The sequence below is a fragment of the Kaistella flava (ex Peng et al. 2021) genome, assembly GCF_015191005.1.
In the GTDB taxonomy this organism is placed as follows: Bacteria; Bacteroidota; Bacteroidia; order Flavobacteriales; family Weeksellaceae; genus Kaistella; species Kaistella flava.
Window position 1 is genome coordinate 1,212,987 of sequence record NZ_CP040442.1, and the last position, 26,516, is coordinate 1,239,502.

25 protein-coding genes are annotated in these 26,516 nt (G+C 30.5%); 13 read left to right on the top strand and 12 right to left on the bottom strand.

The features are described 5' to 3' along the window. The first annotated feature begins 39 nt into the window (after nt 1-39). The 12 genes from Q73A0000_RS05495 to Q73A0000_RS05550 all read left to right on the top strand — a co-directional run bounded on the left by Q73A0000_RS05495 (nt 40) and on the right by Q73A0000_RS05550 (nt 12,478). Nucleotides 40-855 (top strand): GLPGLI family protein, encoded by an 816-nt coding sequence (locus Q73A0000_RS05495; RefSeq protein WP_193813066.1) that lies wholly within the window; start codon nt 40-42, stop codon nt 853-855. Between the two features lie 354 nt (nt 856-1,209). After that, nucleotides 1,210-2,178, top strand: a complete 969-nt coding sequence (locus tag Q73A0000_RS05500) for a hypothetical protein (protein WP_193813067.1) — start codon at nt 1,210-1,212, stop codon at nt 2,176-2,178. 8 nt (nt 2,179-2,186) lie between these two features. Further along, entirely contained in the window at nt 2,187-3,050 is an 864-nt protein-coding gene (locus Q73A0000_RS05505) for a GLPGLI family protein (RefSeq protein WP_193813068.1), read from the top strand. Between the two features lie 177 nt (nt 3,051-3,227). Next, nucleotides 3,228-4,001 (top strand): GLPGLI family protein, encoded by a 774-nt coding sequence (locus Q73A0000_RS05510; protein ID WP_244140812.1) that lies wholly within the window; start codon nt 3,228-3,230, stop codon nt 3,999-4,001. A 14-nt stretch (nt 4,002-4,015) separates the two neighbouring features. Then, a complete protein-coding gene (locus Q73A0000_RS05515) occupies nt 4,016-4,849 on the top strand; it encodes a GLPGLI family protein (protein ID WP_193813070.1) in 834 nt (277 codons plus the stop codon). Nucleotides 4,850-4,856: 7 nt separating this feature from the next. Further along, a complete protein-coding gene (locus Q73A0000_RS05520; protein ID WP_193813071.1) occupies nt 4,857-5,933 on the top strand; it encodes a TlpA disulfide reductase family protein in 1,077 nt (358 codons plus the stop codon). A gap of 225 nt (nt 5,934-6,158) precedes the next feature. Beyond that, nucleotides 6,159-7,154: a GLPGLI family protein gene (locus Q73A0000_RS05525; protein ID WP_193813072.1), complete on the top strand. Its 996-nt coding sequence runs from the start codon at nt 6,159-6,161 to the stop codon at nt 7,152-7,154. 16 nt (nt 7,155-7,170) lie between these two features. Continuing rightward, entirely contained in the window at nt 7,171-7,998 is an 828-nt protein-coding gene (locus tag Q73A0000_RS05530; protein WP_193813073.1) for a GLPGLI family protein, read from the top strand. A gap of 74 nt (nt 7,999-8,072) precedes the next feature. Continuing rightward, nucleotides 8,073-8,846 (top strand): tetratricopeptide repeat protein, encoded by a 774-nt coding sequence (locus tag Q73A0000_RS05535; protein ID WP_193813074.1) that lies wholly within the window; start codon nt 8,073-8,075, stop codon nt 8,844-8,846. A 112-nt stretch (nt 8,847-8,958) separates the two neighbouring features. Beyond that, entirely contained in the window at nt 8,959-11,109 is a 2,151-nt protein-coding gene (locus tag Q73A0000_RS05540; protein WP_193813075.1) for an outer membrane beta-barrel family protein, read from the top strand. A gap of 182 nt (nt 11,110-11,291) precedes the next feature. Continuing rightward, a complete protein-coding gene (locus tag Q73A0000_RS05545) occupies nt 11,292-11,558 on the top strand; it encodes a transposase (RefSeq protein WP_193813076.1) in 267 nt (88 codons plus the stop codon). A gap of 23 nt (nt 11,559-11,581) precedes the next feature. Further along, complete coding sequence (locus tag Q73A0000_RS05550; protein WP_193813077.1) at nt 11,582-12,478, top strand: IS3 family transposase; 897 nt, start codon at nt 11,582-11,584, stop codon at nt 12,476-12,478. A gap of 404 nt (nt 12,479-12,882) precedes the next feature. Here the strand turns inward: Q73A0000_RS05550 and Q73A0000_RS05555 are convergent, their stop codons facing one another. From Q73A0000_RS05555 to Q73A0000_RS16940, 7 genes are all read right to left on the bottom strand, one after another. Then, complete coding sequence (locus Q73A0000_RS05555) at nt 12,883-13,593, bottom strand: TlpA family protein disulfide reductase (protein WP_193813078.1); 711 nt, start codon at nt 13,591-13,593, stop codon at nt 12,883-12,885. Nucleotides 13,594-14,245: 652 nt separating this feature from the next. Further along, the gene (locus Q73A0000_RS05560) at nt 14,246-14,617 is read right to left on the bottom strand and encodes a hypothetical protein (RefSeq protein WP_193813079.1); all 372 of its coding nucleotides are present in this window, start codon (nt 14,615-14,617) and stop codon (nt 14,246-14,248) included. 337 nt (nt 14,618-14,954) lie between these two features. Continuing rightward, nucleotides 14,955-15,500 (bottom strand): hypothetical protein, encoded by a 546-nt coding sequence (locus tag Q73A0000_RS05565; protein WP_193813080.1) that lies wholly within the window; start codon nt 15,498-15,500, stop codon nt 14,955-14,957. A gap of 69 nt (nt 15,501-15,569) precedes the next feature. Further along, nucleotides 15,570-16,808, bottom strand: coding sequence for an erythromycin esterase family protein (locus Q73A0000_RS05570; RefSeq protein ID WP_193813081.1), 1,239 nt, complete (start codon nt 16,806-16,808; stop codon nt 15,570-15,572). 155 nt (nt 16,809-16,963) lie between these two features. Beyond that, entirely contained in the window at nt 16,964-17,491 is a 528-nt protein-coding gene (locus tag Q73A0000_RS05575) for a hypothetical protein (RefSeq protein WP_193813082.1), read from the bottom strand. A 1,053-nt stretch (nt 17,492-18,544) separates the two neighbouring features. Next, complete coding sequence (locus Q73A0000_RS16935; RefSeq protein WP_244140813.1) at nt 18,545-19,357, bottom strand: transposase; 813 nt, start codon at nt 19,355-19,357, stop codon at nt 18,545-18,547. Beyond that, nucleotides 19,333-19,899, bottom strand: coding sequence for an IS110 family transposase (locus tag Q73A0000_RS16940; RefSeq protein ID WP_244140814.1), 567 nt, complete (start codon nt 19,897-19,899; stop codon nt 19,333-19,335). Before Q73A0000_RS16940 ends, Q73A0000_RS16935 begins: the two co-directional genes overlap by 25 nt. Before the next feature lie 587 nt (nt 19,900-20,486). On the opposite strand from Q73A0000_RS16940, the gene Q73A0000_RS05590 reads away from it, so the two are divergent. Further along, nucleotides 20,487-21,488 carry a transposase gene (locus tag Q73A0000_RS05590; RefSeq protein ID WP_193813084.1) on the top strand — a complete coding sequence of 334 codons (1,002 nt, stop codon included), beginning with the start codon at nt 20,487-20,489 and terminating at the stop codon, nt 21,486-21,488. A 57-nt stretch (nt 21,489-21,545) separates the two neighbouring features. Here Q73A0000_RS05590 and Q73A0000_RS05595 read toward each other — a convergent pair whose 3' ends face one another. The 5 genes from Q73A0000_RS05595 to Q73A0000_RS05615 form a co-directional block, all read right to left on the bottom strand. Further along, nucleotides 21,546-22,067 carry a hypothetical protein gene (locus Q73A0000_RS05595; RefSeq protein WP_193813085.1) on the bottom strand — a complete coding sequence of 174 codons (522 nt, stop codon included), beginning with the start codon at nt 22,065-22,067 and terminating at the stop codon, nt 21,546-21,548. Nucleotides 22,068-22,248: 181 nt separating this feature from the next. Continuing rightward, entirely contained in the window at nt 22,249-22,695 is a 447-nt protein-coding gene (locus Q73A0000_RS05600; RefSeq protein WP_244140815.1) for a hypothetical protein, read from the bottom strand. Between the two features lie 719 nt (nt 22,696-23,414). After that, on the bottom strand, nt 23,415-23,885 hold the full coding sequence (locus Q73A0000_RS05605) for a hypothetical protein (RefSeq protein ID WP_193813086.1): 471 nt from the start codon (nt 23,883-23,885) through the stop codon (nt 23,415-23,417). A gap of 169 nt (nt 23,886-24,054) precedes the next feature. Continuing rightward, nucleotides 24,055-24,939, bottom strand: coding sequence for a hypothetical protein (locus Q73A0000_RS05610; protein WP_193813087.1), 885 nt, complete (start codon nt 24,937-24,939; stop codon nt 24,055-24,057). Between the two features lie 149 nt (nt 24,940-25,088). Continuing rightward, nucleotides 25,089-25,583: a hypothetical protein gene (locus Q73A0000_RS05615; RefSeq protein WP_193813088.1), complete on the bottom strand. Its 495-nt coding sequence runs from the start codon at nt 25,581-25,583 to the stop codon at nt 25,089-25,091. Nucleotides 25,584-26,516: the final 933 nt, after the last annotated feature.

The following is a 26,516-nucleotide window of genomic DNA, read 5'->3' on the forward strand; positions in this document are numbered from 1 at the left end:
AAAACGTTATGTAAAATGTCACAGAAAATAAAACAAACAATGAAAAAATTAAAAATTTTACTTTTTCTTACTTTAACAAATATGGCATTTGCCCAAAACAAATTATTTCTATACGAATATAAATTTATTCCTGATTCAGCTAATAAAGATAATTTGAAAGAAGAATTAATGATTTTGAATATTCAAAAAGATCGATCTGAATTTTATAGTTCCGAAAGATATGCTTCTGATTCAACTCAGTTAGCACAAAGTAAGAAAGGAATTATGGCAATGCCTTTCAATAAAGTAATGGTTAATGATAGAGTTATAAAGTATCCTCATTCAAATCTTATCAACTATATAACGATCATGTTTTGGGATAAATATACTGTGAAACAAGATATTGATTTAAAATGGCATTTAGAAAATAGTTTTGATACAATCTTGGGTTATAAAGTGCAAAAAGCAACAACTGATTTTGGCGGAAGAAAATGGACTGCGTGGTTTACGAAAGAAATCCCAATTCAGGATGGACCCTATAAATTCAAAACCCTTCCCGGTTTAATTCTGAAAGTTGAAGATTCAACTAAAAATCACAGTTTTGAATTAATAGGAATAAAAGGCAACACTACCAAATTTGACTATCCAAATGTGAATAATTCTAAAGGCTATAATTTGAATTATGATCAATATGTAACTAAATATAAGAATTTTCGAAAAAATCCAACAGCTGATTTAGTTGGTAAAATTCCAGACCAAAGAGATGCAAATGGAAATTTTAGAACTTCTACACAAATAATAAAAGAACTAAATGATCAGTGGGTGGAACGTTTAAAAAAAGACAATAATATCATCGAAATCGACCTGCTAAAATAAGACATAGCAGATAACATCTTCTATTAGCGGGTAGGAAGTTCATATCATTAAGATTTTTGCTAATTGTTCAATTTATTATATTTACAAAGACTTGTTATAAAAACTCCTCGCCAACAGAAATATCCAACCGTTAGCAGAAATTCTCACCATCAAATTTTAAAATGAAGTATACTTTATTCTTTCTCATAATATCGACTTTAAGTTTTTCATAGAAATTAAGTTTTATTTACGAAACTAAATATATAATGAACACTGGAAAAACCAAATGAGGTAACTCGCAAAAGACAATAATCCGATTGAGATTTTAATGTTAATTCTACTATTTGAAAGATCGATTTATATTTAAAATAAACTATGAATAAAAAATTTGCCTTAAGCTTTTTTCTATTTAATATTTTTGTTAATTCCCAAATTTTCATGGTAATGGATGAGGAAAAAATGACAATCCCAAATGTAAAAGCAATAAATGAAAATGGAGAAATAGTTGGAATTTCAGATTTGAATGGAAAATTAAATATCGCAGAACATCCCTCAAACAATTTAGAGCTATTTCATGCTGATTATCAAATAAGCTTTATTAACTCAAAATTAAATAATGACACTATTATTCTAAAGAAATTTAAAACCAAAGATATCGATGAAGTAGTAATTTCAAATCAGTCCAAAAAATATTTAAATTTATATGCATACTTCATTTCTTACCAGCTGATCAATAATACGCCGCAATCTTATTCTGATGGAATAATTGTATATACGATTAATACCAAAACCCAAAAAATTCGCAAAACTAAAATCATTAAACAACGACTATTGAAAAATGTAGATTTCTTGAATCGTTTTTATAAAGAAAATCCCAATAGAACACTTAGCGTAGGCTCTAATATTTATCCTTTTTCTTTTTATGAAGAGCTCCTTAATTCGAATAATGTAAAAATTGAAAATGATAAAATTCAAATAAAAGAAAAAGACTACACAATTACTAATGAGAATAATTTAACTATTAATATTGTTTATAACTCACCATTAAAAACCAAAAAGCAATCTATCTTAGGTTTAAAATCTGAAGTAACAGATCATTATATCACCGAAAGTTTCAAAAGCACAAATTTCAAACTAAAAGATTTGAAATCGATCGCAAAATATTACACGTCCAAAATATCTCAAAAAGGCTTTTCCTACAAATACGAATTGGTACAAAATATCTATATCGTTAGACCTGAATTTAGTGATGCTGAAGAAACATCACTGATTACAATGGATGATTATCAAAATCTTATTCCCGAAAATATACAATCATTGATCAATAAAAACATTCTCAAATAAAAAATACAATGCAAAAATATATTATCCTCTTTATTTTTTCAATACTGTCGCTTCAATTATCCTCCCAAAATCATAGAATAACTTATGAGTATTCATTTAAGATGGATTCTCTGAATAGAAATCTAATTGAAAAAGAACTGATGAATTTAGATATAACGCAAGACGGTTCCAATTTTTACAGCAGTGGAAAATTTGTTTATGATTCTCTGACAAGTATTGAGGAGAAAAGGGCGCAATCTATGAAATCACATCATGTGGATTTTTCAAAAATTCCGTTAAATCATAAAATTGAATATTCCGTGACCAAAAAATATCCCAATTTTGAAACAAAGCTCCACACCGCAATTAACGGAGATCAATTTTCTGTACTTAATGCAGGCAAATTAAATTGGAATATTCTGGCTCAAAATAAAGAAATTGAAGGTTTAAAAGCCCAGAAAGCAACTACTGAATTTGGTGGAAGAAAATGGATTGCTTGGTTCACTACAGAAATAGCTATCCAAGACGGACCTTATAAATTTAGTGGTTTACCTGGACTCATCCTAAATATTGAAGATGAAAAAGGAGATCATGCATTTAAATTTGTTGGGAGTAAAAAAGTAATTGCATATCCAACTTTTAATGTTGACTCAGAAGTTAAGCCATTGGAAATTTCTGCTAAAAAATTCACTCAGTTATGGAAAGAATATACTAATGATCCTACAAAAAAAATCCGTCAGATTTTTTCCCAGAATTCAGAAGCGAAACTACAGATGTTCGATAATACTGGAAGGGAAATTTCAAGGCAGGAAATCCTAATAATGAGAGATCAGCAAGCTAAAGAAAAATTAAAGAAAAATAATAATTTTTTAGAATTATCACTATATCAATGAAAAAGGCCCAAATTATTAGGTTGTTTTTGAGCTTCTTAGATTCAATTAAAAACAAGCAATTACCTAAATCTAATCTTCATGAGATAAGGTTTTCAATTATCTTTTAAAATTTATTTTATCAATATTATGAAAAAATCACTTTTATCTTTACTTTTTTTATTAATTAATTATTCAATTATGTATAGTCAAATTTTCACGTATCAATACCAATTTATACCAGATTCTACTGCAACAGAAAATAAAATTTCTCAACTAATGATTTTAAACATTAATAAAGATCGATCTGAGTTTTATAGTATAGAAAAAATGAAAATTGACTCCACACTTTTAGCTAGAAGAAATAAGGGAAACAATGATCCCCGATATACTCAAAGTGAATATATTTCAACTTACAGAATTTTAAAATATCCAAATGAGAAAACACTTGATCATAAACTTACTTTAGGAGTAACATCATATTTATTAAAAGATGATCGAAAGATTAACTGGAAATTAGAATCAGAATTTGTCGAAATACTTGGGTATAAAGTTCAAAAGGCAACAACCACTTTCGGAGGTAGAAAATGGATCGCTTATTTCACCAGAGATATTCCTTTTACCGATGGACCCTATAAGTTTCGCGGCTTACCTGGACTTATTGTAAAAGTTACAGATGAAAACGACCAACATTTATTTGAATTAGTAGGTGTAAAAAACTCTACTGAAAACTTTATTTATCCTTCCTCCGTCAGTTTAAAAGATTTACCTGCGATAAACTATAAAATGTTTAAAAGGAAGTTTGAAGAATACCGAGGAAATCCAGCAGCAGATTTAATGGGGAGTATTCCCGACCAACCTGATCGCAATGGAAATATGAAAACAGGAACAGAACTTTGGTTAGAAATTTCAAAGAGAGAAAAAGATAAACTAAAGAAAGATAATAATCTTATAGAAATTGATTTATTAAAATAATTAATACAATATAAATGAAAACCATCCTATTTTTCTTTCAAAAAACAGTCTGTTTAATACTGTTTATTTTCAGCTTAACAATATTTGCGCAAAACTCTAGTATTTCCTACGAATTTATTTATAAAACCAATCCGACTCAAAAAGACAGAATAAAAAAGCAGAATTATAAGCTTGATATTTTAGGCGGAAAATCAATTTTTCGTACTGAAAGCCGTAGATCTTCTGATTCACTAATTGCGAAAACAGGATTTGGTTTGGGTTATAATACAGATCCTAACCATGAACTCTATTTAACAAAAGATCGAGATCATTCGATTATTAGAAAGCATTTTGTCTCACCATTGAGTCGTGACAAATTTTTCATTAAAATCGATGATCAGTTAAAATGGAAAATATTACCTGAAACTACAGTAATCGCAAATTTTAATTGTCAAAAAGCAGAAGTGGAATACGGAGGTAGAAATTGGTTTGCGTGGTTTACTAAAGAGATTCCAGTTTCAGAAGGACCTTATTGTTTTCATGGACTTCCAGGTCTTATTTTGCAAATTCAAGATGACCAAGAAGATTATCTTTTCAAAGCCACTGAAATAAAAAACTTAGCGAATAGTTCTTTGTTTGAAATAGATGGTGGGAAACAAATAACATGGAACCAATTTAATAAGATATTACAAGATTATTTTGATAGTCCTTACAACTTTGCAAAAGCGAAAGGGATGAAAGTTGTTAAAGATAACGGAAGTGGTGGTACAATGGAAATTGATTATCGAAAAAGAGTCAAGGAAACACAAGAAATGCTTTTAGAAAATAATAATCCTATCGAGTTGAATTATAAGATAAAATATAGATAAAAAAAAAATGAAAAAACTAACCTATGCTATTTGTTTATTATTACTTTTTTACTCGTGTAGTAAAAATAATTCAGTAAAGATTATTGGAGATATTCCCAATTTACCTGATGGTACTATTTATCTCTGGAAAGAAACCATGCTTACCAAAATAGATAGTGCGAAAGTAACAAAGGGTAGATTTGAAATAAATTTTGAACATAAAGTAAAAGAACCTTTTTATCTAGGGTTATTTCACGTTGATAAAAATGGACTTAAAAGAATTTTTGGTTTCAAAACAAATGTGCCAAAATGGGGCTCTCCTACTTTTATGTCAGATCCGTTAATTAATATTAAAGGAAACATTGAAGATTATATACCTGTAAATCTTATAACATCTCCAGAGGTAATATTTACTAATAGCCCAATAATAAAAGCAGGGAAACAAACGGAGGCATTATATAATACTGGTGATCAAATTTTCGGAAACAATAATCCGGAGAAGATAAATATGATAAAAGAAAAACTTAAAAAGTTTCCTTATTCTTATCATATACTTTACAGTATTATTAAAAATAAAACTACATTTAATACCCATCAAACTGATGATTTTCTCAAACTGTTTGATGACAATATAAAGCAGAGTGAACCTTACAAGGGTCTCGTAAAATATAACAATAAAGTAAAAGAAATTAAAAAAATAGTATTTCCTATATTAGAAAGCAGTATTGGAGAAAAAGCTGCCGTGATTGACACTAATTACGAAAGACATCTCATTGTTTTTTGGGCAAGTTGGTGTGGTCCCTGCAGATTGGAAATTCCCATGCTTAAAAGCGTATATGAAAGCAATGGAAAAAATATAGAGTTTATTTCTATATCTACGGACGATGATAGAAACTCATGGAAAAATGCACTTATGCAAGAACAAATGCCTTGGAAGCAGTTTGTTGTAGATCAGAAAAACCCATCTTTTAACGATTTACAAATATTATTGAAATTCAATACAGTCATCCCTTATACTGTATTAGTTGATAACAATCTGAAAATTTTGGGAGCTTCTACAGGATTATCTTCCGAGCAAGATTTGCTTTTGCTGATTAAAAAATAGGAAAATTTAATAATCACAAAAATACGTTTACAAAACCAGTAGATAGTTGCACGTTTTGGTCTGATTACTTAGAAATAAATTATTTTACAAAATATTGTTTATTAACAATATATAAATTAGAAAACCCTTAAATAATCAATCTCGATATACCATTATATAATATTTTGAAGTATTAATTTTAAGTTTAACGCTTCAATAATGACAAATAATTAAAAGATTTGTTTTATGAAAAATTTAAAAAGAACTTGGAAAAAGGAATTACAACTGTTAAGTGAAGCAACATCAACATCTAGATGTTTCTATAATAAAGAATCCAGTAATTGTAATTCAACGATAAATTTCTCTCATGCGGAAGGAAAGAATCTTTTTTTAAACAAATCGTTTATTATGTACAATAAAATATTTTTTATTATTAGTTTTTTGTTCTGCAATACATTACAATCTCAAGACAAGCGTTTCTTTTATCAATACGATTATTATCCTGATTCTACAGATGTTCAACTGAAGAAAACCGAAGTTATGTTTCTTGATATTTTTAAAGAAAAATCAGAATTTTTCAGTCAAACAAAACTTGCTTCCGATTCCTTGCTAGCAGAAGCCGATAGAACAGGAAAGTATGCAATGTCTTTCAAAGATATGAACAACACTTATAAAATTATTAAATCAATAAATGGAGAAGTTGTTTATGAAAATACTGAATTAGAAATGGGTAGAATAGTAATAAAGGATGATAGAAAAATTAATTGGAAAATTTTAAAAGATAAAAAACAAATTAATAATTACACCGTACAAAAAGCAAAAGCCTTTTTTGCAGGTAGAGAATGGGAAGCGTGGTTTACAACTGAAATACCAATTAACGATGGACCTTATAAGTTTCATGGTTTGCCTGGCTTTATTGTTAATATTGCTGATGTAAAATTGCAACATCAATTTACTTTAATGGGGAATAAAAACTTGGAAGCATCTTATAGATATCCTGATTTAAAAGAAAAAAAAATAGAACTGTCTCTGGAAAAATACAAAGAATTACTAAATTTTTACAGAAATGATCCTGCATCAAAAATTAGAATGAAATATATGGCAGGGAAAATACCACATCAAAGAGATCATAATGGAAATACAGTTTCCGGAATGGACATCGTATTAAGAGTTGAAAAAAGTCTGAAAGAAAAGATTTCAAAAGATAATAATATTATAGAAATTGATTTGTTACGATATTAATTTCTTATTTAATTTAATGTCAGCAAAAAAAATTATAAAAATGCAATTAACACTTTCTCTATTTTTTGTGTTAAATACAATTTTGATATATTGTCAAAATGTTACTTATACCTACGAATTAGCGTATAGACCAAGCCAAGAAAACCGTTTTGTGAAAAATGAAAATTATTATCTAGATATTTCTGAATCTCAATCAGTATTTCGTTCGGAAAGAGAAAAGCATTCTGATTCAGTAAATTTTGAAAGTGGAAGAAGTTCGATTAATTACCTCGATTTCAATCAAATATATTCGCGTAAAGATTTACGGACAAAAAAAGTGTTCAAAACGATTACTACTCCAATTTATGGGGATAGTTATGATATATTAATTGAAAATCTGAATTGGAAAATATCGCCGGAAACAGAGTTAATATCAAATATAAACTGTCAGAAAGCAACGTTAGAATATGGAGGGAGAAAATGGGAAGCATGGTTCACAGAAAGTATACCTCTTCCGGAGGGACCTTATATATTTAACGGTCTCCCCGGATTAATCATCAAGATAATTGACGATAAAGGAGATTACGCCTTTAGCTTGATTGAGTCAAAAAAAGCAGAAAATAATAATTTATTTAAAATTAAAACCGGAAAACTTATTAACTGGTCGATAATGGAGAAAATACAAATGAACTTTTATGAAAATCCATTTGGTGAATTAAAATCAAAAAGTGCAAAAATGATCGTTACCGATGACAAAGGAAATAAACTTGATAGAAGTTACGATGATATGTCAAGAAAGATGCAAAAATCTTTAAAAGAGAAAAACAATCCAATTGAGCTAAACGATAAGATAGAATATAAATGAAAATTAGAATGAAGATCATATTTAAAGTATTAATACTATTCTTTCCTTTCTTACTTTTTTCCCAAAATTCAAGTATGATTAAAGAATTAGATGGAGCGCAAAAGAAAATCTTTTTAGAGCTTATCACTAACGATGCCAAGGTTTCTCTTTTTTCTATACAACATCAACTTTATCTGGATTCTTTAATTGCCATTCTTCCAAAAGAACCTTTTTTTTGGCAACAAAAAGCAATGCCCTTATTCAAGCAAAAAAAATATGAACTTGGGATGAAATATTTAGATAAAGCCATCGAACTTGATCCTACAGATCATTACCGAGAATACAGAGCTTTCATTAAATGTGTTTTCCAAAAGAACTATTCCGAATCTTTGGAAGAGTTTAATTATTTAACGAAAATCAATGGTGACGACGGAGTAATAATGGATCATCCTTACAGTTTTTGGATGGGTTTATGCTATTTGCAATTAAATGAATTTGATAAAGCCAAAAATTTTATAGAGAAATCGATTGTATTTGGACAGAAAAATAATTTCGTAAATCCTTATGAACTATTTTATTTAGGAATTATAGAATATGAAAAAGAGAATTATCAGAATGCAATAAACAATTTCAATAAATCATTGGAACAGTATGAGAATTTTTCTGATGCCAAATATTACAAAGCACTTTCCTTACTAAATCTTAATAAAAAAGAAGAGGGGCAAATTTTACTTTTAGAAGCTAATAATGATTTTAAAAATGGATTTACATTCAATGAAGGGAATTCTTTATATGAACAATTTCCCTATCAGGTTTCTAATTTCATGTATATGTTTGCGACTGGATATCAGAAATCCGAAATACCTTAAGTTCGAAATTATATCATGATCATTCTTCTTTTCAAAAAAAACATGAAAAATAATAAGATGATGTAACGAAACACTTCTTACTATTGTCTCTATAAAAAACATAAACTATTGCATGAAATTTACACTTATTACTGCAGCCACTTTTAGCACCGCATTTATTACCGCACAATCCAAACAAGACAGTATCAAACTGAAAGATATTCAAGAAGTTATTGTCATCGCTAGAAAGCCAACTGTAGAAAACAAAGTAGACCGAACCGTTTTCAATGTTGCAAATAGTTCTATACTTTCAGGAAATACGACTTGGGATGTCCTAAGAATAACACCCTTAGTAAGTATTGACAGTGATGACGTGATCAAGGCGGAAGGTCAAAGCGTCACGGTTTATATTAATGACCGTAAATCGGTTTTTTCGGGAAAGGAACTTAAAGAGTATTTGAATACAATCCCCGCTGATAATCTGATGAAAATCGAGGTGATAACGAGTCCTTCTTCAAAGTACGAAACAACTGGAGAAGTTATTAATATCGTTTTGAAAAGATTAGAGAATGAAGGTTTAAAAGGGAGTGCTAGTTTTACTAATAATCAAAGTTCCAAGAATTCCCAGTATTCAAATCTGAACATTAATTATCATAAAAAGAATTTTACTCAAAACTTAACCGCAGGATACAACGACAATACTAATTTTTATAAAAGGGACAGCGAAAGTTTAATTTATGATAATAATGCACTTACCCTATTTAATGCTGAAAGCACTTCAACAGATAGAAGTCCATCATTCTCCAGTACTTCAGAGATCGAATTAAGCGAGAAAAATAATGTTGGATTAATTCTCGAGTATAGAAAATCGAAACGATTCAGTGACATGAATTCCTATGGAAGCAGTTATATCAATGGTAACTTACAAGATTCATTTACGAAAACTCAAAATCTAGAAGGCGACTATCAAAATGTAGGAACTAACGTATTCTACAAATACTATGATAAGGTCAAAAACAAAATTTTAGACGTCAATGCCGGTATCAATTATAGACTATCTGACGATCAAAATGATCATATAACTAATTTTACATCAACTCCAGTTCCTTTAGGAAGTAGAATATATAATCACAGACAAGACCGCGAATATTATGTTAAAGTGGATTATTCGCAACCTATTGGAGATAGTGGGAGCCAATTAGAATTTGGTGGAAAAACAAGTTTTAAAAACAATGTGATTCCTTACGATTATTTAAATTTAATTGATCACCAGTGGACATTTGATCAATCCCGAACAAATAATTTTCAATATACCGACAACCTAAATTCTCTTTATGCTAATATTAGTAAGACTTTTTTCAAAAAACTGGAAACAAGAATCGGACTTCGGTTCGAATATCTGTCATACACTGTTAAGCAAGAAGTCAGCAATGTAGAAAGAAGTAAATCTTACAGCACAATACTTCCCGATTTACTATTAAAATATGCTTTTTCGGATAATTATAGTTTGAGTGCGACCTATAATCATAATTTATGGCGTCCTTATTTTTCAGAATTTAATCCTTTTCTCTTGCCTAGTGATGAAGGAATGTACTACCGTGGAAATTTAGATCTACAACCTAATCCGAGTGATCGATTGGGTTTAAAATTGGGCATTAAAAAGAAATATTTTTTATCAGCAAACTACTTCTTCAGCAACCATGATTACTGGACTTCTTATGTCATTGAAGATGGAAAAACAATCAGTACACCCACAAATTTTGATGGACGGATTGAACGACTTTCGGGAAATTTTAGCACCAATCAAACTTTTTTCAAAAATAAGTTTACTGTAAATCTCAATATTGGCGTAGAATACTCGGACAGCAGCGACTTCAATATTAAAAATAATCTAAATATTAAAAATTACATCACCAATTTCAGTGGTTCTAGCAATATGTCTTATACCAACTTACTTGGAAAGAACATCAATTTAAATGCTTGGGTTGGCGTTTACAGTCAGAATGGCGGGAATTCGGTTTCAAATAAACAAAACATATTTCACAGTTTATCTGCAACGAAAATCTTCACACCATTGCAAATGGAGGCAACCGTAAGATTAAACAACTTTCTATTTAAGCCAAATTTCGATAGTACCACGTACGCACCAATAGGACAATTCCGATATAATTTCGCCTCTGATTGGTATGGAATTTCATTTTCGTTAGTCAAAAGATTTGGAAATCAAAAAGTGAAAGAGAATACTAAAACTAACGTGGAGAAAGATAGTGGTGGTGCAAAGTAATATCCTATTATTTATACTTATCTAAAAATGTGAGAAAGTCGAAACCTTTTCTGCAGAAAGTATTATCTAAAATATATTAAGCCTTGTGATGCGCAAAAGTCTTTATAATAATTTTTCAACTTATGTAATCTTCCCCAAAAACAGGAACGATTAAAAATATAGTTTTTAAATTTGGGAAGAATATGAAAAACAGTAAATTTTCAGAAGTTCAGATTATCAAGATTTTATCTGAACAAAATCAGGGAAAGACGGTGAATGAGATTTGCCGCAATCACGGAATAAGTCAGCCAACCTTTTACAATTGGAAGAGTAAATATGGTGGATTGGATGTTCAGCAACTTTCAAAGATGAAAGAGATGGAAAAGCAACTTTCGCAATATAAAAAGATTGTAGCTGAGCAAACTTTGGAGATTGTCGTTTTAAAAGATGTGATCGAAAAAAAGCTCTAACGCCTTGTGAGAAGCGTGAGTTGGTGGAATATTCGAAAGAGATCCATAACATGAGTTTGCGCAAGGCTTGTAAAGTGTTCAGTCTAAGAAGTTCAGTTTATTATTATCGTCAGGTATTTAAAAGTTCAGATGATGAGATCCGTGCAGAACTTATTTTAGTTGCGGATTCTAATCAAACGTGGGGGTTTTGGATGATGCACAATCGGTTGAAAAACTTAGGCTTTGGATGGAATCACAAAAGGGTTTACCGGATTTATAAGTCAATGAGATTAAATTTGCGAAGCAAAAGGAAGAAGCGGCTTCCAGCACGGATAAAACAACCACTGGTTCGCCCCATCTATCCGAACGTGACTTGGAGCATGGATTTTATGCACGACAGTTTGGAAAATGGCAAAAGCGTGAGAACCCTTAATATCATTGACGATTTTAACAGAGAGATTTTAAACATCACTATTGATAGCAGTTTGCCCTCGTCAAAAGTAATTTTTCAACTCGAACAATTAATTGAGTGGCGTGGAAAACCAGAAAAAATAAGAGTGGACAACGGACCGGAATTTATTGCAGAAAAAATGAAAGATTATTGCCGCAAAGAGAATATCGAACTGGGCTTCATTCAACCAGGGAAACCTACACAAAACTCATTGATTGAGAGGTTTAACAGAACGTTCCGGACAGAGTTTTTAAGTGTTTACCTCTTTGAGAACATCAGACAAATGAGAAATTATGCAGAAATATGGATGTGGATGTACAATAATGAGAGACCGCATAGTGCGTTACAATACCTTACACCACGGGATTTTTTATTGAAATATGGAAAACTCAATCAAAATAACGCAAATGAGTTTCCCACATTCCAACAAAATTTCAACAACGACAACAATAAAATATTAACAAAAAACTCTACTTTTGAGTGTGCCTAAAGAGGGGAAGATTACACTTACATTGTGAATAAGATATTGCCTGGCACAATATAAACAGTATGATTATCACCAAAAAAACCTAAAGTTCTTAGAGCCTGTTTAAATTTGATTTAAAATCATATTATGATTCTTTTTCTTGCAGATTTATAAGATTTATAGAAGCATAATAATTGAATAATCTGCTCAATTTAAATAATCTGCGAGAAAATTACAAAATTGAAGATGCGAGAAAATTTTAAAGATGAAACTTAAACAGACTCTTAGATCCAATTAAATATTTTTGAATAGCTTGACTTCAAATCTTCGCTAAACTCACTATAATGAACACCGTCTACCCCATCGATTTAACCCAAGATGAAAATTAATCGCTTTCTTATGAAGAGAATTAATCACTTCCCTCTTATCTATAATAATTTCTGAAGTGCTTCTTCCATTAATTTCATTTGCACATTATAAGCATTTTCATCCTTTTTAGACGGTAAAGAACCTGTAACAGATTTTAAAATTTGATTCTTATCTAATAAAAATGTTTTTGGATAACCATTAAAACCATGTGAATTAATAAAATCTTTTTCTCCAACAATATGAATAAAATTAAACTCATATTTCGTTAGAAATTTTTCTACTTTCTCGGAAGAATCAAAAGTTATTGAAACAAAATTAATTTTATCCTGATATTTATTTTTCAATTCATTTAAAGCAGGTAGTTCTTCAATGCAAGGTGGACAAGTCGTAAACCAAAAATTCACAAATGTTGGTTTTTTATAATCAACGTTGTTTTTTTCGTTATGTACCAGGAAATTTAGATTTTTAAAATCGATTTTAGTTCCAAGTAATTTTTCTAAAACTAACTTTTCAGCATGCATTTCTTCATTTAAAAACTCCCATTCAAACGAGTATAAAATACTACTATTAGTTTTTTTACTAACTTCTAATTTTTCATAAAGTTCATAATCCGCACCTAACATTTTCTTCATATTTTCTAAAGAAGAAATTTTCGCCTTTTTATATTCTTCTTGCGAGAGTATTTTTCCATTAGGAGATTTATAAACTTTTGTTTGGGAAAAACTTAATATTGAGATAAGAATAGTAAGTACTGTTAATGTTGCTTTCATCAGTGTTTTTTTATTGTAACGCGCGGTTAGGCATTTCTGCAATCAGAGACTTTTTATAAAGGGCTTTGTAAATAATATCTTTTGAGAACCAAGCAATCCATTTTCTTTCGCCTAATTTTCTTGTGGCTTTTTGTAAATGGTAATTTTTTTGAGTTTAGTTTCAGAAGAAATATCCCAGATCATTTTAGTAGTTTTATATGATAGTAATCTATATCTACAAACACATAGTTTTTCATTTTGCAACTATTTACATTTCGCTTTGTCATCATACTATTTCCCATCGAAATATTCCAATTATATTCTTTACTAGCTTTTTGCGTAGATCAACTTTATATAATTCTCGATAGAAAAATTTCACATCTTTACTGTTCGTATCTAATAAGAGAATGCTTGTAAATATACTTTTAGAAACCATATCCCTAATAAAAATCACTTCTTAGACAAATCTATTCACTTGCGCATTATATTGGAGAAAATAGAATAATTGAGAAAAGCAAAATCAATTTTGTTCATATAGGCGATGTTGGCTTTAGGGTTTGCAGTAACGGCAGCATCATGGGAGTCGGAATAAAATCACAAAATGTTATATTGAAAAAATAGGGAAGATAGAAAAATATTCGAATGGCTTTTTTTGGGGATTACTGCCAAAGCTTTACATTTTTACTCTTTTATATGAACTCAATGGTTCAAATAGGTGATAATAATTAACTAAAAAATCAAATTTTTCATCTACAATACGAGAAATTCCTACACTCAATTCCTCTGCTTTTTGTTTATAATCATTATCAATGAGACACAACATAAATCCCTTTCCTTTTTCCCACAATTCAACTTCCACGCTTGATCCATAATAATCTAATTCAGCATTCATATCAATTGTCAGTTTATTATCTGCATATGGTCTTCCAATAGGTTCATTTGTTTTTCCGGAAATAAAAGTAACACTTGCTTTTTTTTCATCGATTTTCTTGATAAGAAGTTTATTTCCAATCTCATTTTGCCATATTCCAATAAATCTATTCATTTTTTTTCGATTATAGGTTTTCTTTTTTTTGTGATGGCTAACGACTAGGTTTTTCTGAAGCCACGAAAAATATCACAAATCGTTCTACTTTCATGAAACTTAATTAATCCCCAAACCGTTCGATGAAAACTTTTATATCCGATCTTGTTTCCACCTTAAATGGTAAATATAAATAAATTCGCTGAATTAAAGGAAGATAGTTCATAAAGTACAAGTCTCTTTTTCGCTAGGGTAACGCTGGAAAACATAAGTAATTCGTAAACTGGCTTCGGATAAGAACCGCCATATAGGAGACCCTTCCGACCCGCTAATAGAAATACCGTGTTACCAGCAGTCTCTAGTTTTCAATTTCATATAATTTGTTGAACTCAACGCCATTCTGTTGATATTCCTCAATGAATTTTTCGAGTGTCAGATATTTAATTTCGTTCGCATTACTTCCAGCAAATTGATAGTCGGTTAGGAAAAGTATTAATTTTTTAGGCGATTTTTCATGAGCAATTTTGAGTATTTTTAGAAAATCATTTTCATATGTTTTTAAAAATTTAAATTTATTCTCTTCGCCGAAACTCCAGTCGATTAATTTTCCCCCAAAAAAACCATTGTCTATATTATCAATCATTTCAGGATTTCCAATATGAATTATAGTTCCGCTCAATGTTTTTAAAAAGTCAAAATACAAACTGCGGTGCGTTTCAATTTTTTCACTTTCTTCAATAATAGCAAAATCGAACTCATCTTGGTTGAGATTTAAACCTTTCGAATTTATTGATATTATTTCTATTGACGGCATGTGGGTGAGATTGCTGGTAACGGTTGCGTATTGGCGATGGTGCGGCTTAAATGCACAAATTTTCTTATTATAAATTAAACTTCGGAACATCTAAAATGGTTAAATTTGCGATTCCTCCGCACTATTGCCAATACGATGTTATCTGATGTGTCTTTCAGTTTAATATTCTCGTAACAAATTTGAATGTGAAGATTTATTTATAAAAATCAAATAGTCAAAAGAATCTGCAATATTTGTTTTTCTAAACTCATCATCTTTAGATCCAGAACCGGTTTTTCGAAACTTAATCTTTTTTAATATCCATTTCCCCAATTCATTATTATCTTCCTTTATAGATTTTAGGTCTAAAATGAAATAAGGTATATTTAAAGAGTTTAAGTTATATTCCAAACTTCCAGTAGGTGCTGTTTGTGATGGGAATGTTCCTATCTTTTTACCAATACTTGCCGTGTAATTTCCTTCATAAAATGCAAATCCAAAATTCACATAATCATTGTGGTATTTCTGATTTACATGATAGCCCATTGACGTAGAATTTCCTTTAGACACGTGATTATTATGAGCCGATAAAATCACCTTACTTGGAACATAGTTTTGTTTGATCCAATCTACATTTTCAGCCATAAATTTATCTCTCGTTGCTGAACTGCCTACTTGTATTTTTTGTCTAATGATTGAAATATTCTGTAAAAATCTTTTTCTACTTTCAATATCTACAATTGTTAAAGCCTTTTGCGAAACCTTATTTAACAATTCATTTACGATAACTTGAATTTTTTTTGCGTACTTTTTTTGACCTCTTTTATTATCTTTTAAAATTTTAATCAAACTGTTAATATCATCTAAAGGATAATTATTAGCATTATATACATCTCTAACTTGCTTTAATGCTCCGAAATAATATTGCATATCGAATCCATCAAATAATATTTTATTATTTGTATTTTCATTGTGAATTTTTAACCATTCAACGAAATTTAAAGTTTCTTGTGTCTGCCAAAGCCAAAAATACATTCCGCGTAAAACATCTTCTGGGGAATCTATATTTCTGCTGATGTAATCATTCATCAGATAACTTTCTGGCATATTTGCTTCTAGCGAGAAAATATTAAAATTCAAATCTTTAATTAAATACTGACTAATCCGATATTTCATCTTATAAACTTCACTCGAACCGTGAGTTGATTCACCTAATCCTACAATATCACAATTACCAATAAATTTATTTAATACTTTCAAATCTTCATTATTTTCAGTAGAAGGTTCAAAAGTCGAAAGTGGATATATAAATTTATTAATGTATTGTTTTTGCTGAATTGTTAGTTCATTTCCATTTTGTGCTCGAATCGCATAAGAAGGAAATGTAAAAAGAATTATTAAAAAGAATTTTATTTTCATTTATTATGACGGTTTTTTGGTGACATAGCAGATAACGTTTGGGAATTTCTGTTGGCGGGGACTTTTTATAACAAGTCTTTGTAAATATAACAAATTGCTCGATTAGCGAAAATCTTGATGATAGAAACTTCCGACCCGCTAATAGAAATACCGTGTTATCTGCTGTCTGTTAACTCCAATTTAATTTTTTTAATTAATTTCCTGGTAGTATAATAATATCCATATTTAGGATCTCTAAAGTTTTTATGTTGCACATTAAAATAAATACCCTTGTCATCATAAGAGAAAAACAGTTCTTTGTTTCCCATTAAAATTTTTTTTGTGTCAAACTTTATTATGTTATCGTTTATTTCGTATGGATAAATAAAAAAATTAAATTTCGTAGAAAGATCACGAATTCTTTTTTCATTGTTTTCTCTTCCACTGTTATTTATTATAACGTGGACTTCTGTCACATACGGAATCCTGAAAAAACCTGCTGCTCCAAAATAAATGCAATAAATAGAAAAAATTAAGGTCGCTATGAATAATCCTACGCTTAAATTATTTGACCAGTCAGTCAATAACAATTTATAGATAAAGAATAACCCACCTATTAAAAAAAAAGTTGCAAGAAAATAATCTAAAATTTTATAAAATAAGTATTCCTTATCCAAATATTTTTTTAATTCTAATACATTCATTTTGGTCAGATAGCAGATAACGGTTGGCGATAGGCGCAGTTGCCTGTGTTGCGCCTGCGGCAGGCAATTGTGCTTATCGCTTGTTATGTGTTGTTTTATTCTTTGCTAAGATAATAAAAGCAAGCACAGTTTGAGGCATGAGGATTCTTAATAAATGATTTAAAAATATTGCTCCTATCAGACCGTAATGATAGGTGCCGTTTTTTTAAATCCAGTCTAAATAAATCACTCTAAAACGTGGGTTTTGAAATAGTTATAATAAAAAACTTGACTTTGTCATTTTTTTCTCATAACTTCACCAAGCCTTAAAGCGGCTTCGCTTTGAAAATAAAGTTTTCCGCAAATCTCATTTGTAAGGCTTGAAGAAAATACATCTATTTTCTTATTTCAAAACCCACCTTTTTACGTTTCATTAAAGACTGCTTTTATTAGAAGCCGAATCTCAAATTGCACATAACGTTTGGGTATTTCTGTTGGCGGGGACTTTTTATAACAAGTCTTGGTAAATATAACAAATTGAACAATTAGCAAAAATCTTGATGATAGGAACTTCCGCCCCGGTAATAGAAATACCGTGTTACCTGCAGTATTTTTTTTAATCTAACATACAGTTCAGATCTAATATATTCATAATTCTGAAATATTTATTAGTTTATATTTTTATCTTTCATAACATTTATATGTGTGTGTAATAACAGTATCCTTTTTAACTATTTGTAAAAATAGTTCACCTTTCTTTTTAATAAAATAATCTCCCTCATTCATTTCATTTTTATATTGTTGCCACCATCTGTTATCGTGTATACATTCGCAAGGTTCAGAGGTTTTAGGATTTTCACCTATAATTATAAAAGAATTTAGATGCTCGACTCTTTTAATTCTTATTTCACAGTTTTCTTCACGGATTTCATTTGTAAAATATTCGCAGTTGGGTGTCAAAATTTCGGGAACCAAAACGTAGAGTATACAAATAGAGAAAATAGCTATTAAAAAATTCCTAGTTATGCGATTCATTGTAATATTCTGACTAACGTTTTTCTTTTTTGCTCACAATCAATTAGTTGCGAAATTAATTTCTTCATTAGTCAAACCAAATTTAGTAATTTGTTTTTGAATCCTTTTTACTAAGCCTAGTTTTCTTTTTTCATCCAAAAATAAGTAGCCTTCCGGATTGACATAAGCTTGATTTTTAACGACCATATTCCAAATGATGATTGCTAATTTCCTTGCAGTTGCTGAGATTGCAGATACTCGACCTTTTCTAAAATTGATTCGCTTGAAAAAATCCGATAATGGTGTTGAGTCTTTTAGATTACCAATCGCATTTGCTGCATTTCTTAAAGCGATTTTTAAACGGTTACTTCCTTTTGGGATCCTATTAGAAAGTATTTTACCACCACTTATTTTATTGTTTGGGGTCAGTCTCAACCAGCTTGCAAAGTGTTTTGCAGTCGGGAACTTCTTGATACCCTCTAATCCAACTTCACTCATTATTGAAAGTACGGTTGAATAGGAAACTCCTTCTATTGCCAGTAAATCTACACCTTCAAAATATTGATAGGCCATTAAATTTAAGTCGATATTTTTAGGAGTGTTTTTATTAATTTTTGTGTTTTTAGGTTCAATGTGATGCTGTCTTTTATTGTCGTCTTTTCCGATTGTTGAGTTTAAGATTTTCTCAATTTCTACATCGCATTGTACAATTTTACTTTGCAAGACTTCATACATCTCAAGCTCTTGATTGAGGGCAAATAAATAATCTTCTCTACCATTAGTATGAAGTGCTTTTGAAATTTCTTCTTCTGTTTTTCTGCAATTACCGTGTCTTAATTCGGCTAATTTTAAAGGATCTTTTCTCCGTTGCAAATCGCATGAATGATGAGTAATCCAGTTAAACCACAGATGTCATTAACAACAACATCTAATCGAAGGTTTAATAACCGTAAATATTTTTGCATTTTTTTTGAAGTGCTTGCTGCAGAATCTAATAAATTTGCACGATGACGACAGTAGGTTCTGAGCTTCTCTGTAATTTCATCTGGAAGGAAACTACCTGTTAAAAGGCCTATACTGTGTAGTTTTTGAATCCATTGACAATCTTGAACATCTGTTTTTCTGCCTTTAATATTCTTAGTGAATTTGCCATTACACAAAATCACTTGGAATCCATCAGCCAATAAAATAGCATAAAGTGCTTGCCAATAAGTTCCTGTACTTTCCATTGCAACGGTTTGAATGTCTTTTTCTTTGAGCCAATTTGAGAGATTTTTTAAGTCCTCATTAAAAACACCAAACTCTTTAATATCTTCCTCTTTTTGGCCAACCGCAACCCAGTGAGATCGGCTACCAATATCAATTCCTGCAGCATTTGAATTGATAATTTCCATTGAAATTTTGTTCTCATTCATATTTTCAAAAATTAATGATTAAAAATACTCTAAGGAGATGTTCTTTAGGCAAAAAAAATATTCTGAACGGGGTTCTAATCAATTAGACCGCCACTGAAGTCATCACATACATCTCAACCAGGATTGCACCCGTGCTATTACGCAACAATTTTAAAATCGGCCTTGCAAAGAGCTTAATAAAATTAGAAAATATTTTCTATACGCACCAAACGTTAGCTTGAGAAGTCAATTCGGGGGTATAGGGGGGATTGCAGGTAACGGTTGGGTATTTCTGTTGGCGGGGATTTTTTATAACAAGTCTTTGTAAATATAACAAATTGAACAACTAGCGAAAATCTTTATGATAGGAACTTCCGACCCGCTAATAGAAATACCGTCTTTACTTTACATTCATAAAATTAATACCTTTAAATAAGCAAGACAGAGGTGAACTAGAAATACCGTTAAAGATTAATAGACTTCACTAACATATCAGTCCTCTGTCTTGTTTTAATCAGTTGAAACAGCTTTAGATAGAATACCAGATTACCCAGATCTAATAAAGATTTTAAAGAATTTCAACATTTAATTTAATACCCTACTAAATTATGAAAAATTACAGGACTTACCTCGGAATTGATGTGGCTAAATTAACCCTCGATTATTGCTTGGTAACAGAAGATCAGCAGCTGGAAAGAGGGCAACTCCTCAACACTCAGAAATCCTTGAACTTATTTTTAAAAGACCTCAAAAAAGGCGGACACGATTTGAAGGAAATGCTTTTCGTCTTTGAAAACACAGGCATTTATTCCTCCTTGCTTTCTTTGGTTTTGAGCGAAACCGAACTCGATTATGCGCAGGTTCCTGCCCTGGAAATAAAACGTTCTTTGGGAATTACGCGCGGCAAAAGTGATAAAGTAGACGCTAAAGAAATTGCATATTACGCCAAACGCAACACCGATAAAATCACGCTTTCCGTACTTCCGGAATTGAATCTCCAGCAACTAAAAATCGTATTTGCTGAACGCGAGAAAACCATTGCTGCCATTAAAGTTTTTGAAAGAACCATGGAAAACGAAATGTTCCTCAGCAAAGAAGTTTTCGGCAGCGTAAAAGCCATCAATCGTCAAACGGTGAAACACCTGAAAAAACAGCTTGCAATGCTGGATGATAAGATTAAAAAACTGATCCGCGAAGATGAAGTACTGTACAAACAGCAGCAACTTCTAAAAAGTATTCCGGGAATCGGTGAAATCACTTCCGTCTATCTTTTAATGGTCACCAAAGGATTTACGGCATTTACAAACGGGCGAAAATTTGCGTGTTATTCCGGTGTAGCACCGTTCGAACACACCTCTGGAACCAGCATTAAGGGGAAAACAAGAGTCAGTCATTTGGCGGATAAAAAGATGAAATCGCTTTTACATATGGTCTCGCTCACTGCAATTAAATACGATCCTGAACTGAAAGACTATTATACCCGGAAAAAAGCGGAAGGAAAACATACGATGCTGGTTTTAAACAATATAAAATGTAAAATTGTCTACAGAATCTTTGCGGTGATCCAACGAGAATCAAACTTTGTTAACCTACAAAAGTTTGCTGCTTAATTTTTTCAATTTTCGCTTGCTTTTTGTCATAGAATATGTTGGCAGTTCGTTGTTATTCTACTGATATACAAATTCACTATCTTTAAAAACTTTTGACCATTTTTCCACAAAGTCTTTCGATAATTTTTTTTCTTTAATTGCGATAAAATTTACATAAAGTGTTGTTTCGCCTTGAGTTGCGTAATATAATTGTGATTCTGGTTTCGGATCGTTTGGAAAACTGGGTGTTTCGACTTTAAAAAGCACCCAAATGTTTTTTGCTGTTTCGTTAGTTTCTAAAATAGCCAATTTCGCTTTAGGTGATTCTTTTATTGATGCTTTTCTGTATAGTTCCACTATTTGGTCAGTATTAGAAATTTTTACATTTTTGTATGACATCATTGTTCCAAGTATTGTCCAATTGTCAAAAGTTTCGTTGCCACTGAGTAGTTCTATCATATGGCTAGAATTGTCTTCCTGATTTGAGCCAATTTTCCATTTATATTCCTCTGCCCAATGAGTTTTCAAATTTTCTTGTGTTTGGCCAAATACTGAAACAGTAAATGTAAAAAGTGTTACGAGAAATAATAGTTTTTTCATTTTTATAAATCTTAATTTCTGTGGTCATTTGAAAATGACTGCCAACGTTTCGCGTATTGGCGATGGTGCGGCTAAAAATACCGACTTTTTCTATTATAAATTAATCTTCGCAATATCTCAAATGGTTAAACTTGCGATTCTTCCGCACTATTGCCAATACGATGTTACCTGGAGTTGTTTTTTACTCAATCTTAGTTTTAAAATATCCTTTACCACTATGATTTAAGTTTTGATCTTTTCCGACCTCTAAAGATGAAAAATCAACATACCCATAAATACTATCTCCTTTTTTATACTGTGTTTTATTTAATACTAGTTTTTGATTCTTGAAATAATGTTTTGGAGGTTCTTCGTAAACCTCTTTTCCATTATCATCTACGAAAACTGCAATATTATCCGTTCCGTAATATGGTTCAATTTTATATTTTTTATCATGATATAAAATTCTGAAACCTTTTGATGAAAATCCACTTGAAAACCCAATACTAATATTTAATGTATCTTTTATGAGTTCTGCTTCGCAAACATTCTTGTTATAATCATTGTCGTAAGTAATAAACGATGTTTTTTTATTTCCCGAAATAGAATCATTATAAAATTCCTCGGGGTCATATAATTTATTCATCATTTTTATACTATCATTTTGCGATATATTCTTGTCAAAATTGGTCTGAGTCCATTCATCGTTTTTTTTATTGCAACTAACAATAATTAAAAAAATAAAAATTATAGAAATTTGGTTTTGGGAAGTCATTTTTATACAATTACAGGTAACGGTTGGCGATAGGCGCAGTTGCCTGTGTTGCGCCTGCGGCAGGCAATTGTGCTTATCGCTTGTTATGTGTTGTTTTATTCTTTGCTAAGATAATAAAAGCAAGCACAGTTTGAGGCATGAGGATTCTTAATAAATGATTTAAAAATATTGCTCCTATCAGACCGTAATGATAGGTGCAGTTTTTTTAAATCCAGTCTAAATAAATCACTCTAAAACGTGGGTTTTGAAATAGTTATAATAAAAAACTTGACTTTGTCATTTTTTTCTCATAACTTCACCAAGCCTTAAAGCGGCTTCGCTTTGAAAATAAAGTTTTCCGCAAATCTCATTTGTAAGGCTTGAAGAAAATACATCTATTTTCTTATTTCAAAACCCACCTTTTTACGTTTCATTAAAGACTGCTTTTATTAGAAGCCGAATCTCAAATTGCACATAACGTTTGGGTATTTCTGTTGGCGGGGACTTTTTATAACAAGTCTTGGTAAATATAACAAATTGAACAATTAGCGAAAATCTTGATGATAGAAACTTCCGACCCGCTAATAGAAATACCGTGTTAGTAGCCGTTTTTTTTACTTTCTATTTTTCAGTTGTTTTTCTGGATAGATTATCATTTCATTTGGTTCTTCTAAAGGTTGAATATCAAATCTAGATAATTCAGGTTTTTCTTTATCCATATTGTATGTCAAAATAAATCTTAAACTATCACATTTAAGATAATATTCATAAATATATGCAGTTTGGTCAACTCCACCAATGTTTTTCATTGTGAAAAAGTCAACGAATTTTCCATCTTTTTTTTTCCAGTCACAGTTTTGTGAAATTCCAGAAATAAGGTTTTGAATTTGTGCTTTGTCAGGAAAGTTTTTGTCTGGAAATTCTTTTAAGATATTTTGGTTATCTAAATTTTCAATAATATTGTCAGCGTTTTGTTTTGCTAAGTTTGACTTTTTCATCTTTCCGTTAGCAATAAAAAATACTATTCCGATAATAATTGCAATTGATAAAATAATAATTAAGATAATTTTTAAAGTTCTATTCATTTCTTATTCTGTTTGGGTTCTAAAATGGCTACTAACGTTTTGCGTATTGGCGATGGTGCGGCTAAAAAAACCGTCTTTTTCTATTATAAATATTCTTCGGAATACCTAATATGGTCAAACTGGCGATTCCTCCGCACTATTGCCAATACGATGTTATGCGGCGTTTTTTTTAATCTGTTAATGTCAGTTCCATAGCAAGAATACAGTAACTATTTGTGTTATTGGTCATGTCTTTAATTGCTGGTTGCCACTTGTTACCTCTAAAAATTTTCGTCTTATTTTCATCCTGACTTAGAATACTTCCGAAAGAAGGAGAGTACGATTTACCTAACAGTTTTTCGCTACTATTTTTCATTATATATTTATATTCATATAAATTTTTTTGATTTTTGATCCAATCTACAGCAATGAAAATTCCACTTTCAGGAATTATAACATTTGTGAATGATAAATCTACATTAGTTTTATGTTTCCCTTTTTTTGCAATTCCAATAATATTTTCGTTATATAATTCATTCAAAGGATTACCATAATTATCAACTGAATAAATTCTAACGTTGAAAATTGAATTTTGCACCATACTGTTGGTTGCAATTTTTATGTTTTTTACAAATTTACTTTTGTAAGATTTGTTTTCAAAGAATTTTCCGATTATCCATGACGAATTTTCTGTTGCAGATAATCCATAATATTTATTAATTTTTGATGCTTTAAATTCGTCAAGCAGTATTTTATTTTGGTTTTTTCTTTTGAATAATATGACTTCTTGAAGTAGTTTTTCTTTTGGAAAAAGTTCTATGACGGAATTATTTTGCGTCAAGTCAAGCGTAATTTTCTCATATCCAACAGCGTTTATTAAAACTTTGGATTCCTTTTCAAAAAAGAAATTTCCTAGAGAATCAGATGACGTTCCGAAATCATTATTTTGAGATTTTATGTTTGCGTAACTGACCGGTGATTTATCAATACCGTCAATCAATGCAAACTTAGAAAGTTGTGCATTTAAGAGGAATGTATTTAAAACAAAAAATATTAATATTAGCGGTGTCTTCATAAAATGTCGCATAACGGTTGGGTATTTCTGTTGGCGGGCTTTTTATAACAAGTCTTGGTAAATATAACTAATTGAAAAATCAGCGAAAATCTTGATGATATAAACTTCAGACCCGCTAATAGAAATACCATGTTACCTGAAGTGCTTGTTCAATAGTTTTCCGAGTAATATTTTTTAACCATTGAATCAACTTGCTTTTTTGAGAATTCTGAATCTTCACTTCTCCAATTTGCTAATGAAAAAACTTCTCTCACGAATTTATCATACTTTTGACTTTCATCATTTAAAAATCCCTTTTTGTCTGAAAGTAATCCTTCTGTTTTCAACGTTAAGATTTCTTTTTTAGTTTCAATTTTCAAAGCATATCCAAAGTCAATTGAATTAGTATAAAATCCAATTTTTTTATCCTTTAGATCATAGATTTTATTTTTTATAAAACTTTTTTCAAGATAATTCCAATCTTTGTCAGTTAAGTAGAATCGTGTTTTAGAACCGTCGCCAATTATATCGAAATGAGAGTGAACCTTATTTTTAAAGTCATAAATATCTGATGGATCCTTTAAAATAATACTATTTTTAATAATTTTATTTTCATTGCAAGAAGTTAAAAAAAATAGTAAAAAGAAGATTCCGATATTTTTCATTTATGAACTTATTTAGTTAGCATTGCAGGTAACGGTTGGCGATTGCTGCAGTTGCCTGTGTTGCGCCTGCGGCAGGTAATTGCAGCAATCGCCTGTTATGTGTTGTTTTATTCTCTGCTAAGATAATAAAAGCAAGCACAGTTTGAGGCATGAGGATTCTTAATAAATGATTTTAAAATATTGCTCCTATCAGACCGAAATGATAGGTGCAGTTTTTTAAAATCCAGTCTAAATAAATCACTCTAAAACGTGGGTTTTGAAATAGTTATAATAAAAAACTTGACTTTGTCATTTTTTTCTCATAACTTCACCAAGCCTTAAAGCGGCTTCGCTTTGAAAATGAATTTTCCGCAAATCTCGTTTGCAAGGCTTGAAGAAAATCGATCTATTTTCTTATTTCAAAACCCACCTTTTTTCCTTTCATTAAAGACTGCTTTTATTAGAAGCCGAATCTCAAATTGCACATAACGGTTGGCGATAGGCGCAGTTGCCTGTGTTGCGCCTGCGGCAGGCAATTGTGCTTATCGCTTGTTATGTGTTGTTTTATTCTTTGCTAAGATAATAAAAGCAAGCACAGTTTGAGGCATGAGGATTCTTAATAAATGATTTAAAAATATTGCTCCTATCAGACCGTAATGATAGGTGCAGTTTTTTTAAATCCAGTCTAAATAAATCACTCTAAAACGTGGGTTTTGAAATAGTTATAATAAAAAACTTGACTTTGTCATTTTTTTCTCATAACTTCACCAAGCCTTAAAGCGGCTTCGCTTTGAAAATAAAGTTTTCCGCAAATCTCATTTGTAAGGCTTGAAGAAAATACATCTATTTTCTTATTTCAAAACCCACCTTTTTACGTTTCATTAAAGACTGCTTTTATTAGAAGCCGAATCTCAAATTGCACATAACGGTTGGGTATTTCTGTTGGCGGGGACT

Coding starts and splice junctions, on each gene's coding strand:
- Q73A0000_RS05565 (WP_193813080.1), bottom strand. CDS start 15,500: ATGTTCCGAAGTTTAATTTATAATAAGAAAATTTGTGCATTTAAGCCG.
- Q73A0000_RS05540 (WP_193813075.1), top strand. CDS start 8,959: ATGAAATTTACACTTATTACTGCAGCCACTTTTAGCACCGCATTTATT.
- Q73A0000_RS05520 (WP_193813071.1), top strand. CDS start 4,857: ATGAAAAAACTAACCTATGCTATTTGTTTATTATTACTTTTTTACTCG.
- Q73A0000_RS05545 (WP_193813076.1), top strand. CDS start 11,292: ATGAAAAACAGTAAATTTTCAGAAGTTCAGATTATCAAGATTTTATCT.
- Q73A0000_RS05570 (WP_193813081.1), bottom strand. CDS start 16,808: ATGAAAATAAAATTCTTTTTAATAATTCTTTTTACATTTCCTTCTTAT.
- Q73A0000_RS05525 (WP_193813072.1), top strand. CDS start 6,159: ATGAAAAATTTAAAAAGAACTTGGAAAAAGGAATTACAACTGTTAAGT.
- Q73A0000_RS05610 (WP_193813087.1), bottom strand. CDS start 24,939: ATGAAGACACCGCTAATATTAATATTTTTTGTTTTAAATACATTCCTC.
- Q73A0000_RS05555 (WP_193813078.1), bottom strand. CDS start 13,593: ATGAAAGCAACATTAACAGTACTTACTATTCTTATCTCAATATTAAGT.
- Q73A0000_RS05510 (WP_244140812.1), top strand. CDS start 3,228: ATGTATAGTCAAATTTTCACGTATCAATACCAATTTATACCAGATTCT.
- Q73A0000_RS05595 (WP_193813085.1), bottom strand. CDS start 22,067: ATGAAAAAACTATTATTTCTCGTAACACTTTTTACATTTACTGTTTCA.
- Q73A0000_RS05600 (WP_244140815.1), bottom strand. CDS start 22,695: ATGATGAATAAATTATATGACCCCGAGGAATTTTATAATGATTCTATT.
- Q73A0000_RS05560 (WP_193813079.1), bottom strand. CDS start 14,617: ATGAATAGATTTATTGGAATATGGCAAAATGAGATTGGAAATAAACTT.
- Q73A0000_RS05605 (WP_193813086.1), bottom strand. CDS start 23,885: ATGAATAGAACTTTAAAAATTATCTTAATTATTATTTTATCAATTGCA.
- Q73A0000_RS05575 (WP_193813082.1), bottom strand. CDS start 17,491: ATGAATGTATTAGAATTAAAAAAATATTTGGATAAGGAATACTTATTT.
- Q73A0000_RS05505 (WP_193813068.1), top strand. CDS start 2,187: ATGCAAAAATATATTATCCTCTTTATTTTTTCAATACTGTCGCTTCAA.
- Q73A0000_RS05515 (WP_193813070.1), top strand. CDS start 4,016: ATGAAAACCATCCTATTTTTCTTTCAAAAAACAGTCTGTTTAATACTG.
- Q73A0000_RS16940 (WP_244140814.1), bottom strand. CDS start 19,899: ATGAATGAGAACAAAATTTCAATGGAAATTATCAATTCAAATGCTGCA.
- Q73A0000_RS05530 (WP_193813073.1), top strand. CDS start 7,171: ATGTCAGCAAAAAAAATTATAAAAATGCAATTAACACTTTCTCTATTT.
- Q73A0000_RS05535 (WP_193813074.1), top strand. CDS start 8,073: ATGATTAAAGAATTAGATGGAGCGCAAAAGAAAATCTTTTTAGAGCTT.
- Q73A0000_RS05500 (WP_193813067.1), top strand. CDS start 1,210: ATGAATAAAAAATTTGCCTTAAGCTTTTTTCTATTTAATATTTTTGTT.
- Q73A0000_RS05590 (WP_193813084.1), top strand. CDS start 20,487: ATGAAAAATTACAGGACTTACCTCGGAATTGATGTGGCTAAATTAACC.
- Q73A0000_RS05495 (WP_193813066.1), top strand. CDS start 40: ATGAAAAAATTAAAAATTTTACTTTTTCTTACTTTAACAAATATGGCA.
- Q73A0000_RS05615 (WP_193813088.1), bottom strand. CDS start 25,583: ATGAAAAATATCGGAATCTTCTTTTTACTATTTTTTTTAACTTCTTGC.